Below are 16,595 nucleotides of genomic sequence, written 5' to 3' on the forward strand. Positions count from 1 at the left end.
AAAGTGCGATACTCCTGAACAATTAGGAGTATCGCACTTTTTTTAATTATTCTACAGGTGGTGGCTCAATTGGTTCGATGTCGATAATATCCTCATCAATGATATCACCGATTTCATCTTCAGGCTCTTCAATTTCCTCAGTAGGTGGTGGCGGTGCAACAATTATTTCGCCAACTTCATTTGAGTATTGTGACTCTAAGCCTGTAATGTCAACTGCTACAACAACATAGTGAACTCCTGGAGATACATTCATTTGATAACTTTCATATGATTTTACTGATTTAACGAGAGAGATTCCCCCGTTCGTAATACTGTATACGCGGTACCCAACAATATCATTTGATCCTGAAGCAGTCCATGTTAGTGAACCATTTGCTAAGGATGCATGGACAGAACTAGGTGAAACATTATCTGCATTAAATGGGACACCAGAAACTACCCCTTTACCTGAGCTAAATGATAATAATTTCGATGCATCACCGCCAAGAGAGCCGAGCATGCGATCAATAAATGTTTGATTCAAACCGTACCCTTTCATTTCTACAAACTCAGTTGGTGTTGTAGGTAAGGCAGCATACGTATTGCCATTAATAACAACAGATGTAGAAGATACAAAACTATCATCTGGCTGTGTCGGTAATAGAACATTTCTATTAAATAAATCGGAAATAACGAGTCCTGCATCTGAGCAAGATGCTGAAGGTGCCATACCTGAAATACCACAGAACGATTCTGTTACTACATTTTCAGGCTTTTTAAATGGTTCTTTTGTGCCGATGAATTCTGGATTTATATCATATAACGAATTCATGTAGGTTGCCCATAGTGTATTGACACGATAACTTGGGTGCTGATAACGATTGTTAAATGCATTTAACGAACGAGGTACGTCATAACCTAACCATACACCTAAAGAGATATTTGGGTTGTAGCCAACTAACCATACGTCATTATGGTCCTGCGTAGTACCTGTTTTAGCCGCAAAGTCAGATGAGAATTTTAATAAGCTTTGAGCACGTGTTGCTGTACCACCTTGCTGTAATACATCACGTAACATATCTGTCATCATATAGGCTGTTTCTTCTGAGAATACTTCTACTGGCTCAACTTTATGCTCATAAATGATATTACCATCTAAATCTTCAATGCGTTCAATCATGTAGGCATCAATAAATTGTCCCTTATTTGCGAATGTAGCGTATGCATTTACATTTTCTTCTACTGATGCACCATAAGTTAACCCACCAATAGAAGTTGAAAGGTTAACATAATCACCTGCCGTTAATTTAGAGAAGCCCATTTTTTCAAGATACGTGGCAGGGCGACGGTCTAAAATTGAATTATATAGACGTAGTACCGGCAAGTTTTGTGAAGATGCAACTGCTTGACGAGCAGGTATAATTCCTAACTCTTGATTAGGGTTATAGTTTACTGGTTTATAGTCATCATATTCACGAACAAACTTCACATCAACAACCGGGCTACCTGCGCCAATGACACCATATTCTAGTGCAGGTGCATAAGCGAGTAATGGTTTCATCGTAGAACCATTAGAACGATATGCTCGTGTTGCGTGATTTAATTGCTCTAATTGGTGATCACGGCCACCAACGAAGCTTAAAATTTTTCCTGTACTATTTTCAATGACAATACTACCAGTTTGTACAGGAACATCTACTTCGATTTCTTCCCCCGTTTCAGGGTCCTTTTCTTTCTTCTTATAAGTTTGTCCGTATAATGTAAATTCGTCCGTTACTTTTTGCATTGCATCATACATGTCTTTATTAATTGTTGAGTAAATGCGATAACCACCTGAACGAATTGTACGGTCTGCTAAAATCGTGTATTTATCCTTCAAATTGGACTCTTCTTGTAAACGAGCTGGATCAACGCCATCCTTTTCAGCTAGAATTTTTGCGAAAATTTCTTTTGTTTGCATTTCTAGCTCAGCTGTTAACCAAGGATACTTATCTTCAGGTCGCTCTTCGTATTCTTTTAAATCTTTCGTAATATCGTAAGTGAGAGCCTCTTCATATTCTTTGTCAGTAATATAACCGGCTTCTTGCATACGGTATAATACAGTTTTCATACGATCGATGCCTGGCTTCATCCCTTCCGCACTTTTCCGCTCGCCTTTATTTGTAAACGGCGTATATTTAAAAGGTGCTTGAGGAATTCCTGCGATATAGGCAGCTTGAGGTAGATTTAATTTCGCTGCGGATATACCGAATATACCTTGGGCAGCTGTTTCAATTCCGGCGATATTTCGACCAGATGAATTACGACCATACGGAATAATATTTAAGTATGCCTCTAATATTTCTTCCTTCGTCATAAATTGCTCCAAACGTACAGCAAGTAGAATTTCCTTCGCTTTACGTTCATATGAAACTTCATTTGTTAAAATTTGATTTTTAATTAATTGTTGCGTTAATGTAGAACCACCTGTTTGTGTAGATGAATTCGATACGTCTTGAAGCAACCCGCGTAATACGGCTTTTGGTACAATACCAGTATGTTCACGGAAATATTCATCCTCTGTCGCAAGAACAGCATTAATAACAGTTGGTGATATATTAGCAAGCGATGTTTCTCGGCGATCTAAATCTGTACGGATTTTCCCTATGTAAATATCGTTTGCAAAATATATTTCACTTGTTTCGTCGTAACTAAAAATTTGTTCACGCATATCTTCTTTTGAGCGTAAAGGTTCATCTTTAACTAAAGAAGCAAAATAACCTGCACCGATACTGCCAACAAAAATTGTGATTGTGACAATAAAGATTATAGCTAATAGGAATAAGTTCCAAAATACGTCTCCAGCAATACGGAAGTGACGCATCCTTTTTGAAGAAACAAGGATTTCGATTTTTTCATTTAATTTATCGAGCCATTTTCTCACTTCATCGACCTCCTAAAATCTTGTTTATTATAGCATATTTGATATCTAAACGAACATAGTTATTGACATCGTTCATATATTGAGTAGAATAGAACTTATAATTTCAAGCAAAGAAGAGTTTGAAGTAGTGGAGACATTCCCTGATGTAGAGAGCTAGCGGATGGTGAAAGCTAGACAAAGTGTTTTCATGAATTACGTACTTGGAGCTTGAACGTTTCGTCGCGATATAGACGCTTAAAGTGGAAGAAAGGTTACATTTCTTCAAGCCGGGTGGTACCGCGTTAAATGATGATAATTTGACGTCCCTGCATGCAGTTTGCGTGTAGGGACGTTTTTTATTTCCTTACATGGTAAACAATAAAACATGTAAAAGGAGAGAGTACAGATGAATGAATTACTACAAGATTTACAATGGCGCGGATTGTTGTACCAACAAACTGACGCAGAAGGTATGGAAAAATTACTTAATGAGCAAAAGGTGTCGTTATATGTTGGGGTAGATCCAACTGCAGATTCAATGCATATCGGTCATATCGTACCTTTATTAACATTACGTCGCTTCCAAAAAGCGGGTCACACACCGATTTTACTTGTTGGTGGTGCGACAGGTACAGTAGGAGATCCATCTGGTCGTTCTGAAGAGCGTCAATTACAAACGATGGAGCAAGTAGAACAAAACGTTCAAGGGTTAAAACGTCAAATGGAGCGTTTATTCGACTTTTCATCGGGTGCAGAAAATGCAGCAAAATTAGTTAATAACAATGATTGGGTTGGCCCAATGACATTAATCGACTTCCTACGTGATTACGGAAAATTAATTAATGTAAATTACATTTTAAATAAAGATACGGTTGCTTCACGTTTAGATTCAGGAATTTCATTTACTGAATTTGCATACACATTAATCCAAGGGATCGACTTCAATCATTTATACGATCACCACAATGTTCGTATTCAAGTAGGTGGTTCAGACCAGTGGGGGAATATTACAACTGGTCTTGAAATGATTCGTAAAACGCATGATGAAAACGCAAAAGCTTTTGGTATTACAATTCCACTAGTGACGAAAGCGGATGGTACAAAGTTTGGTAAAACAGCTGGTGGTGCCGTTTGGTTAGATGCGAAAAAAACATCTCCATATGAGTTTTACCAGTTCTGGATTAACGCAGCAGATGCAGACGTAGTTAAGTACTTAAAAATCTTTACATTCTTAACACGAGAAGAAATTGAAAGCTTGGCTGTTAGTGTGGAAGAAGAGCCACATTTACGTAAAGCCCAGAAAGCATTAGCGGAAGAAATGACACGCTTAATTCACGGTGAAGAAGGGCTAGAAGCGGCTGAGCGTATTACAAAAGCATTATTCTCTGGTGATTTAAAAGCGTTATCAGTAGAAGAAATGAAAGTTGCGTTCTCTGGTGTTCCTTCTATAGAGGTTACAAAAGATGATAAAAACATTGTGGAATTAATCGTTGAAGCAGGCATTTCATCATCAAAACGACAAGCTCGTGAAGATGTCACAAATGGCGCGATTAGTGTAAACGGAGAAAAGATAACGGATTTAGAATACGTTGTTGATTCAACTGACCGTTTGGAAGATGCATTTGCCATTATTCGCCGTGGTAAGAAAAAATACCATATGGTGAAGTTTGTATAACTCTTTGCATTAAATAGAACAAAGTAGTTAATGAATGGACATTATGATAAAGAGGCTCCCTAAAGAAAATGACTATTTTTCTTTTTGGGAAGCCTTTTTATTTGGAATAAAAAGGATAATGACCTTTATTGTCGAATGGTTTTATTATGGGGGTGTAGACAATGGATTGGTCAAAAACTATTTACAATATAATAGTTGTTGTTGTTTTATTGATTGTTTTTATTCACTTTACAATAGGTTTATTATTAATTGTATTATTGAATGGGAATATTCAATGGATTCCTTTTGTGATTACAGCCGGTATAGTAATTTTGATAAATTGTATTCTCTTTACATTTCGTTTTTTTACATCCAAAAAGCGGAATCTTATTGTAGCTAGTATAAGTGTGTTAGCACTTTCAATTGCATTAATTCAACCCATTCAATATTATTTGAAAAACCGTATTCCAACGGTTGGTGCAGATGTTGATGTTTATCAATATATACCGTTTTCGACTGTTGATTCAGTTGTTAAATTAGAGAAGCAGGCAACCGTTCAACTAACAGAATCGTTGCCAATTATTGATGGGGCAACAGCTTTTTATCCCTTATACGCAGCGGTGGCTGAAGCATTGTATCCAGAAAAAGAATATAACCCTTATGATAGCGAAGTCATGGTGAATAAAACACCTACAGCATATCAAAATTTAATTGATGGTCGTGTCGATCTCATTTTTGTATTAGCGCCTTCTGAGCAGCAAAAAAATAGAGCGAAAATACAAGGTGTAGAATTAAAGCTTACGCCGATTGGCAAAGAAGCATTTGTCTTTTTTGTGCATGCAAAAAATAAAGTTGAAGGGCTTTCACTTCAACAAATAAAGGATATTTATTCTGGTGAAGTTACAAACTGGTCACAAGTTGGGGGTGGAAGTGATGCGATTCGTGCCTTCCAGAGACCGCAAGACAGTGGCTCTCAAACAGCTCTGCAAAACTTAATGGATGATACACCAATAATGGATGCACCTACTGAAAATGTAGCACAAGGTATGGGAAGTATTATTGAAGAAGTTGCAAACTATCGTAATTATAAAAATGCAATTGGTTATACATTCCGTTATTATTCGAATGAAATGGTACAAAATAAAGAGATTAAATTATTGGAAATCGATGGTGTGGCTCCAACAAAAGAGATGATTCGGTCAAATACCTATCCGATTACGAATGAGTTTTATATTGTAACCACACAAAACAGTAATCCAAAAAGTCAGGAAATTATTGATTGGATGCTGTCAGATGAAGGGCAACGATTGCTTGAAAATGTAGGATATGTACCTATTAGGGAACTAGATTAATTTTACTTACTAAAAATAAGACATTCCTATGCAATCTCTTTGATTCACCTCCTAATATAGGTATAATAAAAGTTATGCATTATTGTAGGAGGTTTACATTTTGAGTGGACAACAATTAACGCATGTAGATGATCGGCATGCAATTCTAAGTATTGCGATAAAGCCTCGTGATACATTTCAATATGTTTTAAAAGAGAAAAAACTTTCATATTTTATGATTATTGGAATCATTGGTATGTTTGGTAGCAATTTGGTGACCTTAATCGGAACAGATATTTATGGACAGTCTTCATTAGGTGATATTGTTTTTTCAGCATTTATGTCTGGAATATTGTTCTACTTTCTTTCGACAGCGCTCGTTGCTGGGGTATTATTGTTATCAGCGAAAGTATTAGGTGGAAAAGGTACTTTCAAAGAGATGTTTCGTATGATTAGTATGACAATGGTGCCTTATATTTGGCTTTTACCAGTGATCCTATTTTGGATGCAATTTGCACCACAATCCTTCTTCGAAATTCCGTACATAGAAAGTACGCTTGCAGATTATATTATTCAATTTATTTGTGGAACCTTTGTAATGGTGGCAAGTATTTGGACATTTATTTTAACGGTTGTTGGAATATCAGAGGTACATAAATTGTCAAAATGGAAAGCCTTTTTTGCCTCAATTTTAGTCGTAATTGTTTTAGGAATTGTTGTAGCATTTGCGTTGCTTAATGGTATTGCTTTTTAAGTTATTTAAACTAAAAAGACATTCCTTATGGTGTTTTACACCAATGGAAATGTCTTTTAATTATTTTATAGCAATTGCATGACCTGCTTCTGTTTCGTGGAATTCCTTTTCAGATTTCGATACAATGACACATGCTACCCCGTTACCGATTAAATTCGTAACAGCACGGGCTTCTGACATGAAGCGGTCTACCCCAATAAGTAATGCAATCCCTTCGACTGGAACCATTGGGAAGGCGGCTAAAGTAGCAGCTAATGTAATGAAGCCAGAACCTGTAACACCAGCGGCACCTTTTGAAGTAATCATCAGTACCCCTAATAAAGTAATAACTTCAATCCAAGATAGGTCTACGCCATACGCTTGCGCAATAAATAATGCTGCCATTGATAAATAAATCGAGGTACCGTCTAAGTTAAATGAATAACCGGTTGGGACAACAAGTCCTACTACTTGCTTAGAACAGCCTAAGTTTTCAAGTTTCCGCATCATGGATGGTAATGCGGATTCAGATGAAGATGTCCCGATTACTAGGAAAATCTCATCTTTAATGTAAGCAATGTATTTAAATATATTAAAGCCGTAAAAACGAGCGATTAAACCAAGGACAACAACGATGAATAAAAACATAGTAATGTACACAGCGACCATTAATAGGCCAAGGGATTTTAATGAACCAAGTCCGAAGTTACCTATTGTATAGGCCATTGCTCCGAAAGCACCGATTGGCGATACTTTCATTACCATTCCTACAATTTTGAAGAAAATTTCAGATACTTGTTCACAAAACGAAATGACTGGTTTTGATTTTTCACCAAGTGCAGCAGCTGCAATCCCAAATAAAACTGCGCAAAGTAAAGTAGGTAATAGATCCCCATTCGCAAGTGCACCAAAAAAATTATCTGGAATAATATTATAGATAAATCCACCTAAGCCCGCATCACTATTTTCTTCAGCAGCTGTAGTGTATTTCGAAATATCTGCATCACCAGCTTTTGATGTATCAATACCTGCTCCAGCATTTATAATAACTGCTACACAAATACCAATCGCTAAAGCAATCGTGGAAACGATTTCAAAATACAGTAGCGCTTTGCCGCCGATTTTCCCAACCTTTTTCATGTCTCCCATACTACCAATACCGATAACAACCGTTAAAAAGATAATAGGGGCGATTAACATTTTAATTAATTTAATAAATAGATCTGCTAAAATTTTTAAACTAGCCCCAAATTCAGGCCAAATCGCACCAACAATAATACCGAGTATGATAGCTACAATAACTTGTACCGTCAAATTTTTTAGGTACTTCATGGACAATCCTTCTTCCTATTCATGTATGATAAAAATCTGCTTTATGTGTCTGAACGATTGTTATAATACACCTAAAAAAATGAGTTGTGTAATTTTGTTCATAAAAAATACTTAATTTTTAATCTGTTTTATTTAGTTGAAAATACTGAATTTCTGTTTATAAAACTTATTTTCTGTTCTGTGTTAGTAATGAACTGTTCTATTACAACTCGTTTGAATATAAAAAAACATCGTAAAATTCTATTTTGTTCATTTTGTTCATTAGGGTAATATCAATCAACTTTGTAAAATATAAAGAAGATTTGTTGTACTTATCCCAGTCGTGTAGCAAGTTCAAAAAAGAATTTGCATCCATCTGAAATCGATATACTCTCGGTGCTAGGGATTGAATCACTTTTGGGGAAGTTGGGAGTGATGAAAATAGATAAATTGCTCGATAGCATGTTGTATTTCTTTCTATAAACATTTGCATTATCAAATGCGAGTAGAAGGGCTTAATTTAATATGTAAATTGAAAGAGCAAAGTTCTCCAATAACCTTATAGAATGTTGCCTGAACTTTTACTCTTCCTTAAAAAATTTTGAAGTGACTTTATCAAATAGATAAATCATGGGTATTCTTCCCGTTCTATTTTGGTAACTACCATACCGAAAATGGGGAGTATCTATTTTAAATTAAGTTGAAGTACTTACGACAATGATTGTTGATTATGAAGTTAACTTATCGAGATAGCTCTTCTAATAACAAATTGTTCCGGTTTCAATACCGGTAGGTCCGTTAAATCCTGGGAGAGTTGCAATCACTGTATTAGTTGCTATTTTTACGACGGATACAGTATTGTCAGCTTGATTAGTAACATAAGCAAATTTTCCATTCGGCAAAACTGTTACTTGATCTGGTGATAATCCTACAGGGATCGTTGCAATTACCATATTTGTTATAGTATTTATGACGGATACCGTATTACTCCCTTTATTTACAATGTAAACAAGAGTTCCATTAGGTGTAATTGCTGTTCCTACAGGACCTGTTCCTACAGGGATTGTAGTAATAACTGTATTTGTTACTGTATTAATGACAGATACATTGTTACTATTTTCGTTTGTAACGTAAGCAAATTGGCCGTTTGGAGTGAGAACGATTGACCTCGGGCGAATTCCAACAGGGATTGTTGCAACTACAGTATTAGTAGTGGTATTTATGACAGATACAGTACCTGAATTCTCATTGGCGACATAAGCAAACGCACTATTCGGAGTGAAAGCTATACCTTGAGGTTGGAGTCCTACCGGAATAGTAGCAGTTACGGTATTAGTAGCGGTATTTATGACAGATATGGTGTTTGATCCGTGATTGGATACATAAGCAAGTATTCCATTTGGTGAAATAGCTACACCAAGGGGATTAACCCCTACTGGAATGGTAGCAATTGGCGTATTAGTAGCAGTACTAAAAACCGTTACATTATTCGAGAAGTAAGCTGGAACATAACCAAATACCCCATTTGGTGTAATCGCTATTTCTAAAGGTGCGGATCCTACTGGAATGCTCGCGACTATTGTATTTGTCGCTGTATCAATTACCGATACTCTATTATCAGGATTGGTTATCTGACCAGCGTCGGTAACGTACACTAAATAATGACAGGGTGGGGTTGGAGGCACTGGCAAATATGGTAGCTTACTACAACAAGGACAGCAACGAGGGCAACAACAATAACATGGATTTGATTTAAACTTGAACTTGAATCTATTAAGATATCTTTGTTCTTTTTCCACATTGAACATCCTTTCTATCATATAGTAATACTATATGCAAAAAAGAATATGCTTTTTGTACATATTACCTAAACAAATACTACGAATAGTGTCGATTGAATGTTTCTATTTTCCAATGGAATATTGTATACTCTCAGCACCCTCATTAATATATTGTAAGAGGAAATATAAAAATATCGCACTTTAGTTTTTGGAGAAGAAACCGAGCGATTATTAAGTAAGAATTACCAAAAACTAGCTTTAATAAAATAGAAAATTCTAAAGAAAGGAACATGCGTTTTAATAAAAATTACCTCCAGTTGGAAGCGATATAAATGTGATAACAATCGTGATTTTACATAAAAATAGAGAAAAAGTTGAACGGAGTGTTAATTATTCGATGTTTAAAAATGAAGAAGAGTTTATTGAAGCATCGGAAGAAAAGCTTTTAGCAATCGTAAAAAATGGGGTACAAACCGGTTCTGGTTTTATCTATAGAAGAAATTACAACTATGGTTAGTCATAATTTCGGTCCCTAATAATAAACTCAAAATGTTACATTGTCTTTTTTGACGAATAGATAAGAAAAACCCTCGAAACAAAGGGATTTCCCAGTGTTTCGAGGGTTGAAATTATCTCGGAATAATTAACGAGAGAAGAAGTTATTACGATGATTTATAATGCTCAAAATAAAATATAAATTAATGAAATATCTTGAAGGGTCTATAAAATCAATTTAAGAATAAAATTGAAACAATTAATACTTTTAAATTAAATAACATACCTTTATATAACTGAAAACTTGAATTTCAGCGAAAGGAGATAATATCTGAATGAAAAAAATACTGATTGCAGTTCTTTTTAGTTCTTTTATTTTTTTAATTCCTAATTCGATTACAGCAAACAAAACTGATACCAAAATAGAAATGGAAAAAAACAACACATTATCAGATGCATCTTTATTAAATGATAATGTAGATAAGCGATTACACACATATAAAATATTAGATAAACAAACACTTATCAAGAAATTAGAAGAACATCAAAAACTTCGAATTATTGAAGAAATAAAAAAACATAATGCTATATCAATTACATCTGTATTAACTGATAGTGAAGGAAATGTATTAAGCACATACACAATATATAAAGATGATAATCGAATTATAAAACATTAGTACCTATACCCAAACTAGTCAATCTCGTGATATTCAGGAGAATCATTTTAGTAGAGGACTTTTTGAATTTATTGACGATTATTTAAAACTGTATAATAATGTATATGATGAAAGGCTATTCATCGTTGCGTGATGTAAGAGGGTGAGCAATCACTCTCTTTTTTTATTGCCAAAATACGAACGTTCGTTCTATAATAATGAGAACTAATGTTCGTAAAAGGGAGTGGCAATATGAAAAAGCAATTAGTAAAAGCAATGCAACGTAATCAATTAGTGGATATTATGTATATGGCGAAAGATAAGTCGATTACTAAACGTCGTATCAAAGTGATTGCTATGACTGGAGATACATTGGCAGCATATTGTTTTGTTCGCCAAGCCAAGCGTACATTTAAAATTGATAATGTATTAGCAGTAATGCCTGTCATCTACGGAGAACGAGTGGTGATTTAATATGAATGCACTCATAGAATTAAGTAACGATATACATCGATTCATCATTCTTGAAGTATTGTTGAAAACGTTAGAGCGCGATCAACAACATTTGAATGATTTAAAAATGGCTGATGTATTTAATGAATGGTACACATTGAAAAACAATGAAACATTTGAAGAATTGAAAAATGTAAAAAGCAAATTATATAAAGCAGGATGCAAGATTGAAAAAGGTAAGAATGATGGTGCATTTACAGAGTACATCATAGTAATTAGAGGGAAAACCGAAACGAAAAGGTACTCAAATATCGCATTAAGGAATTGGGTAAGAGAAGAAACAAAGCGATTATTGAATATGAGTTATCATACACCTGCTGACCGAAAGTAAAAAAATGCCCAAAAAGAAAGTTTCGGGCATTTCATTCAAAATCACTTCCAAATAATGTATTTTGTTGTTAGGAGGTGATAATAATCTTGATACCAATCGTATTTTTACACAAAAGTGGTGAAGAAGTTAAATTGAGTGTTAATTACTTAATGTTTAATAATGAAGAAGAATTTATAAAAACATCTGAAGAAACGCTCATCGCTATAGTAAAAGACTTGGGGTATAATGCAGTTCAAATTTTAACTTCAGGAGAAAATACAAGTATGTTCAGTCATAATAGATAAGCCATCCACATACTCGATTGTGGATGGCGCTTTTATTACCGAAGGAAATCATTAATAGAGTTTTAATTCTCGATACTGGACCTACTTCATCAAAGATTAATGGTGCCTGCATCTATCTTTATTATACGCTTATTAACCAATCTACCTAAATAAAAAGTAGACCAAAAAAATAAAGATAAATTGATGGGTAATTTTAATTCCGCCTATTTATTCCAAGGTAGGTTGTGATGCAGCGCATACTCCACTACAGTAAACTGTACCAGCGTACCTTACAGAAGTTTTATTAACATCAGGGACATAAATAGCAAAAACCATTGGTATTCTTCCACTATAGCCGAGGGAATCACTATAATAATATGAGTCGTCCCCCTTTACAAATCCGTCATATACTACTTCATGTACAACATATCTACTGATTGCTAATGGTGTAACTTCGTCGCTCAATGTACTGCCGGAGATAGAAGATGCAGATGTTTGGTTAACTGATGAACCAAAAGACATTATTAATGATAGACCCACTAATCCGATTAAGCTGATTAACTTTTTCATAATAAACAACTCTCCTTTATAATTAATTACTAAAATTCATACTTCCTCCTTCTTTACATATACTATACAACGCTCACCATTTACTTCAATGCTTAAAAAGTATGAATATTCCGATAAATTATGACATTTTTTTCACTAGGTTACGTAAACGGAAAAGTTAGTACTATTAACTAAGTGGTATGACTGGTCTTTATTGTGGTAAAACTGCATGTGTAAGGAAAAGAAGTTCTTAAAACAGGCTAAAATTTAGTTAGGAAAGGAAGAGGCAAGATCATGATCATGATGAAAAAATTATTAACTATTGGAGCTGCATTAAGCGCTATTATGGTAGGAGCATATAATGGCGATTCGAAGGTTGAAAAAGTAAAACCAGAAGTGTTTGTTGAACAAGAACACACAAATCTTCCAATTCAGGAATATACAAACTTTTTAATTTCAGAAGAAATGGAGTTAGAAAAAGATATTGCAAATGAAACAGGTTTTGAAGAAGAATCCATAAAGGTTAATTTAATGCCTATTTCCGGAGGAGAATACCCAGAAATAGCGTGTGTAATTTTATTATCCACAGAGAACAAGCTTAATAAGACAACTGAACAACTCATAGTAAAAAATATAATGACCGCTGTATCTGACATAAAAAACACAAAGCTTAGTGAGAAACACATCTCTATTTTATATGAAAAAGGGGAAATTCTTAATTAACACGCAGTTAAGAGAATGTTGAAAAAGATTCACTTCAACTAACAGGTAGCTCTAGTTGAAATTTCGATTCTAGTATCATCAATCTTTATTACGTAAACAAAGCGAGAAATATGGTTTCCCAACAATGCCAAAAAAGAAGAAGAAAAAGAAGAAAAATGAGTGAAATATATATAGCCTTTCACACAATTTGTGAAGGGTTTTTCTTTTATGTAAATGTACATCTGCCCGATATATATTATAAATTTTAGGTTCCCCCAGCGGTCCCCCAATTTTAATCAAAAATAATCGTAAATTGTCGTATTGAAAAATTAAATGAATATATAAGAAAACCCCCGTAACATAAGGTTTCCCAAATGTTCCGAGGGTTAAAAAATCTCGAATAATTAACTCGAAAGAATTAACGAGAGTAGTACTCTACGATTAATTGCTCGCTGATTTCAGAAGATAATTCAGAGCGCTCTGGTAAACGTACGAAAGTACCTACTTTAGAGTCAGCATCGAATGATAAATATTCTGGTACGAAGCTATTTACTTCGATTGATTCAGCAACTACTGATAAGTTAGCTGATTTCTCACGTAAAGAGATCGTTTGACCTGGTTTTACTGAGTATGATGGGATGTCAAGGCGTTTACCATCAACTAAGATGTGGCCATGGTTTACTAATTGACGAGCTGCACGACGAGTGCGAGCTAAACCTAAACGGTAAACTAGGTTGTCAAGGCGAGTTTCAAGTAAGATCATGAAGTTTTCACCGTGTAGACCTTTTAATTTACCAGCTTTGTTGTAAACGTTTTTGAATTGACGTTCAGTCATACCATACATATGACGTAATTTTTGTTTTTCAGTTAATTGTAGACCGTACTCTGATTTTTTACCACGAGAGTTTGGACCGTGTTGACCTGGTGCGTAAGGGCGTTTAGCAATTTCTTTACCTGTGCCGCTTAATGAAATACCAAGACGACGAGAAAGTTTCCAAGATGGACCTGTATAACGAGACATAATTGTGTCTCCTCCTTTAAATTTGGTTTTTGTTGTAAAAGAAAAAACCAGTTGTACCCGACATTAAATGGTATTTTATTTTCATGCATCTTCGCCCATGCAGCCGAAAGGGTTACACAATACACCATTCTGTCTATACAGAAGGAATAAAATACTACATTTAAGTTATACAACTACTGCATTCATTTTACACAAAAGCTATTGTAACTTTTTTTATATCATTCGTCAACAATGAGTAATTACAGCTTTAGAAAAAGAATCTAGTATAGTTTACTCATATTAATCCTAAATACCTATAACCTTATTTAGTCATAAATTTGACAAACGTTGAATATAGAAATAAATGAGATATAAATCCATAATTAACTAGAAAAATATTACAAAAATTAATAGTCAAATAGGCATGAAAAGTGTATACTATATAATAAGTATAAGTAACTGATACGGTAAGTGAAAGAATAGGTGATTTAATGATAGAGTATCAACATAAAATTGATCGTTTTAAATCTGAAGTCTTGAGCCTTTGTATAAATTCGAATGAACAATTATATAAATTTATAGAATACTTCTCTATTCTAAAGGACGGTTTACAAAATTATTTTGGAATAGAAGATAGCTATTTATTTAAGGTTGAAGATGGGCTATTTAAACTTCTAAACAAAAAGATTGAGAATTTGTCTTTAAACACCCATCTACCCATATCAATCATTGAACCTTATGTAAAAAACAAAGAAATTATTGCTTTACCAGCAGAACTAAAAAAGATAGATTGTCTACAAAATCATACAGGTTTAATGCCACTTCGTGTAGATGGTCAACTTGTAGGTTTGATTATTTTTAAGACTGCCAAAACGTCTATCCCACTGAATGATAAATTTGCAGAAAATTTAATTAATGAAGTTTCGTTTGTGTTTGAGTTTTTAATACAGAGCTATGAAATTCAGTCGAAAGAGCAAAAGTACCGTAAATTATATAATATGGCGGATTTATTTCATTCTACAATGGATATTGATGTCATTTTAGAAAATGTGCTTGTTTCAATTGAGGAAAATTTCCCTGAATTAGAGGTCGAATTAATTTTATCAAACGATCAAGATCGTCAAACAAGAATTCGAATAAAGCAGTTTGACTACTTATCAGAAAGACCATCTACAATTGAAGCCTTTGTTTCTGGCGAGTTAAAAGAAGAAGTTGTGCCCGATGATGGGGATTGTCGATTACTTAACGCTCCGATTAAAGGTCGTCAAGCGATATACGGAATTCTACAAGTAAAGGCACCCTCTTCCTACTTATTTACAAATACCGAGAAAGAATTTATTCGCATGCTCGCACAAGCATCGGGGAATTCTTTAGAAAACGCCAAATTATACCACCAATCCCATCGATTAATTAGTGATCTACAATTAATTAACGAAACTTCCCATCGTTTAAATATGAAACTCACAATCAATGAAATGTTATTGTTTTTACAAAAACAACTACTAAAGTCATTTCAACCGATGGAAATCGGGTTCCTATTTAAAAATGGTAACAAGTTTGAATTTACAAAGGCATGTACACCTTTTTTTAAAACAGACGTAGGTAAGAAATATATTCAACATGTTGAACAGCATTTTGAAGTAACCCAGGACCCATTGTTTATTGCTGATTTTAGTCGATTACTATCAGAAGAAGTTGAGTTTAAATCCGTTATGGCAATCCCAATGATTGTTGAAGAGAACATTAATGGCTTTAGTATTGTACTGCATCGGGACTCCTATTTCTTCTCGTTTGATAGCTTTAAACTAATGCAATCGCTTATACATCATTCGTCACTGGCCATTTCAAATTCTCTATTGCGTGAACAGCTACAAGAAATGGTTGACCGTGATCATTTAACAAAATTGTATGCACGAAGTTATTCAGATGCATATGTTGAAAAATCAATTGAAAAAGATGATTCGGGAATGTTTTTGTTAATCGATATCGATAATTTTAAAAAGGTTAATGATACGTATGGTCACCAAGTCGGGGATGAAATTCTAGTGCAGATTAGTACGCAACTACAGCGGAAAATTGGAACGAGGGGAATTTGTTCGCGCTGGGGTGGTGAAGAATTAGCAATTTATATTCCAAATATTTTAGACCATGAGGCAATAAAAGTATCGAAGGAACTGGTAGAAGTTGTCCCACAAGTGACAAGCCCTTCTGTCACTATTTCGGCGGGTATGATTACATGGAGTAAGGAAAAGCGCCCGGATTTTCAAAAAATATTTTTACAGGCAGACACAGCTTTATACAGTGCAAAAAATACAGGTAAAAACCGTGTATGTATATTTGAAGAACGAATGCAATTACAATTTTAAAAAAGTAAGGAGAATGACCTTAATAC

The 16,595-nt window shown here is 34.5% G+C and carries 15 protein-coding genes and 1 other annotated feature; of the genes, 10 read left to right on the plus strand and 5 right to left on the minus strand.

The genetic code is table 11. The annotated features are described in order from the left end of the window. Nucleotides 1–46 precede the first annotated feature (46 nt). Nucleotides 47–2,902: a transglycosylase domain-containing protein gene (locus tag MKZ17_RS05320; RefSeq protein WP_340722722.1), complete on the minus strand. Its 2,856-nt coding sequence runs from the start codon at nt 2,900–2,902 to the stop codon at nt 47–49. 101 nt (nt 2,903–3,003) lie between these two features. Continuing rightward, nucleotides 3,004–3,212: a binding site (T-box leader), on the plus strand. A 75-nt stretch (nt 3,213–3,287) separates the two neighbouring features. Here MKZ17_RS05320 and tyrS point away from each other — a divergent pair. The 3 genes from tyrS (at nt 3,288) to MKZ17_RS05335 (ending at nt 6,620) form a co-directional block, all read left to right on the plus strand. Beyond that, on the plus strand, nt 3,288–4,556 hold the full coding sequence (gene tyrS / locus MKZ17_RS05325) for a tyrosine--tRNA ligase (protein ID WP_340722723.1): 1,269 nt from the start codon (nt 3,288–3,290) through the stop codon (nt 4,554–4,556). 161 nt (nt 4,557–4,717) lie between these two features. After that, nucleotides 4,718–5,887 carry a PstS family phosphate ABC transporter substrate-binding protein gene (locus tag MKZ17_RS05330; protein WP_340722724.1) on the plus strand — a complete coding sequence of 390 codons (1,170 nt, stop codon included), beginning with the start codon at nt 4,718–4,720 and terminating at the stop codon, nt 5,885–5,887. A gap of 100 nt (nt 5,888–5,987) precedes the next feature. Continuing rightward, complete coding sequence (locus tag MKZ17_RS05335; RefSeq protein ID WP_340722725.1) at nt 5,988–6,620, plus strand: Yip1 family protein; 633 nt, start codon at nt 5,988–5,990, stop codon at nt 6,618–6,620. Nucleotides 6,621–6,680: 60 nt separating this feature from the next. Here the strand turns inward: MKZ17_RS05335 and MKZ17_RS05340 are convergent, their stop codons facing one another. Together MKZ17_RS05340 and MKZ17_RS05345 are read right to left on the minus strand one after the other, a co-directional pair. Continuing rightward, on the minus strand, nt 6,681–7,931 hold the full coding sequence (locus tag MKZ17_RS05340) for a dicarboxylate/amino acid:cation symporter (protein WP_340722726.1): 1,251 nt from the start codon (nt 7,929–7,931) through the stop codon (nt 6,681–6,683). 737 nt (nt 7,932–8,668) lie between these two features. Beyond that, the gene (locus tag MKZ17_RS05345; RefSeq protein WP_340722727.1) at nt 8,669–9,565 is read right to left on the minus strand and encodes a YncE family protein; all 897 of its coding nucleotides are present in this window, start codon (nt 9,563–9,565) and stop codon (nt 8,669–8,671) included. 460 nt (nt 9,566–10,025) lie between these two features. On the opposite strand from MKZ17_RS05345, the gene MKZ17_RS05350 reads away from it, so the two are divergent. The 5 genes from MKZ17_RS05350 to MKZ17_RS05370 all read left to right on the plus strand — a co-directional run bounded on the left by MKZ17_RS05350 (nt 10,026) and on the right by MKZ17_RS05370 (nt 11,973). Further along, complete coding sequence (locus MKZ17_RS05350) at nt 10,026–10,208, plus strand: hypothetical protein (RefSeq protein WP_340722728.1); 183 nt, start codon at nt 10,026–10,028, stop codon at nt 10,206–10,208. 313 nt (nt 10,209–10,521) lie between these two features. Next, nucleotides 10,522–10,866, plus strand: a complete 345-nt coding sequence (locus MKZ17_RS05355; RefSeq protein WP_340722729.1) for a hypothetical protein — start codon at nt 10,522–10,524, stop codon at nt 10,864–10,866. A gap of 231 nt (nt 10,867–11,097) precedes the next feature. Beyond that, nucleotides 11,098–11,319 carry a transcriptional regulator gene (locus tag MKZ17_RS05360; RefSeq protein WP_340722730.1) on the plus strand — a complete coding sequence of 74 codons (222 nt, stop codon included), beginning with the start codon at nt 11,098–11,100 and terminating at the stop codon, nt 11,317–11,319. A gap of 1 nt (nt 11,320) precedes the next feature. Beyond that, nucleotides 11,321–11,689, plus strand: coding sequence for a hypothetical protein (locus MKZ17_RS05365; RefSeq protein WP_340722731.1), 369 nt, complete (start codon nt 11,321–11,323; stop codon nt 11,687–11,689). 86 nt (nt 11,690–11,775) lie between these two features. After that, nucleotides 11,776–11,973: a hypothetical protein gene (locus tag MKZ17_RS05370; RefSeq protein ID WP_340722732.1), complete on the plus strand. Its 198-nt coding sequence runs from the start codon at nt 11,776–11,778 to the stop codon at nt 11,971–11,973. Between the two features lie 207 nt (nt 11,974–12,180). Here MKZ17_RS05370 and MKZ17_RS05375 read toward each other — a convergent pair whose 3' ends face one another. Further along, nucleotides 12,181–12,522: a hypothetical protein gene (locus MKZ17_RS05375; RefSeq protein WP_340722733.1), complete on the minus strand. Its 342-nt coding sequence runs from the start codon at nt 12,520–12,522 to the stop codon at nt 12,181–12,183. A gap of 273 nt (nt 12,523–12,795) precedes the next feature. Here MKZ17_RS05375 and MKZ17_RS05380 point away from each other — a divergent pair, with 273 nt between their 5' ends. Continuing rightward, the gene (locus tag MKZ17_RS05380; protein WP_340722734.1) at nt 12,796–13,224 is read left to right on the plus strand and encodes a hypothetical protein; all 429 of its coding nucleotides are present in this window, start codon (nt 12,796–12,798) and stop codon (nt 13,222–13,224) included. Nucleotides 13,225–13,621: 397 nt separating this feature from the next. On the opposite strand, the gene rpsD is transcribed toward MKZ17_RS05380, so the two are convergent. Then, nucleotides 13,622–14,224, minus strand: coding sequence for a 30S ribosomal protein S4 (gene rpsD, locus MKZ17_RS05385; protein ID WP_340722735.1), 603 nt, complete (start codon nt 14,222–14,224; stop codon nt 13,622–13,624). A gap of 470 nt (nt 14,225–14,694) precedes the next feature. On the opposite strand from rpsD, the gene MKZ17_RS05390 reads away from it, so the two are divergent. Then, on the plus strand, nt 14,695–16,569 hold the full coding sequence (locus MKZ17_RS05390; RefSeq protein WP_340722736.1) for a sensor domain-containing diguanylate cyclase: 1,875 nt from the start codon (nt 14,695–14,697) through the stop codon (nt 16,567–16,569). Nucleotides 16,570–16,595 lie beyond the last annotated feature (26 nt).

The sequence above is a fragment of the Solibacillus sp. FSL R7-0682 genome, from assembly GCF_038005985.1.
Taxonomy (GTDB): Bacteria; Bacillota; Bacilli; order Bacillales_A; family Planococcaceae; genus Solibacillus.

Excerpts from the sequence above, each read along its gene's own strand:
- MKZ17_RS05340 (WP_340722726.1), bottom strand. The coding sequence starts at position 7,931 with ATGAAGTACCTAAAAAATTTGACGGTACAAGTTATTGTAGCTATCATA.
- MKZ17_RS05380 (WP_340722734.1), top strand. The coding sequence starts at position 12,796 with ATGATCATGATGAAAAAATTATTAACTATTGGAGCTGCATTAAGCGCT.
- MKZ17_RS05375 (WP_340722733.1), bottom strand. The coding sequence starts at position 12,522 with ATGAAAAAGTTAATCAGCTTAATCGGATTAGTGGGTCTATCATTAATA.
- tyrS (WP_340722723.1), top strand. The coding sequence starts at position 3,288 with ATGAATGAATTACTACAAGATTTACAATGGCGCGGATTGTTGTACCAA.
- MKZ17_RS05360 (WP_340722730.1), top strand. The coding sequence starts at position 11,098 with ATGAAAAAGCAATTAGTAAAAGCAATGCAACGTAATCAATTAGTGGAT.
- MKZ17_RS05390 (WP_340722736.1), top strand. The coding sequence starts at position 14,695 with ATGATAGAGTATCAACATAAAATTGATCGTTTTAAATCTGAAGTCTTG.
- MKZ17_RS05355 (WP_340722729.1), top strand. The coding sequence starts at position 10,522 with ATGAAAAAAATACTGATTGCAGTTCTTTTTAGTTCTTTTATTTTTTTA.
- MKZ17_RS05330 (WP_340722724.1), top strand. The coding sequence starts at position 4,718 with ATGGATTGGTCAAAAACTATTTACAATATAATAGTTGTTGTTGTTTTA.
- rpsD (WP_340722735.1), bottom strand. The coding sequence starts at position 14,224 with ATGTCTCGTTATACAGGTCCATCTTGGAAACTTTCTCGTCGTCTTGGT.
- MKZ17_RS05365 (WP_340722731.1), top strand. The coding sequence starts at position 11,321 with ATGAATGCACTCATAGAATTAAGTAACGATATACATCGATTCATCATT.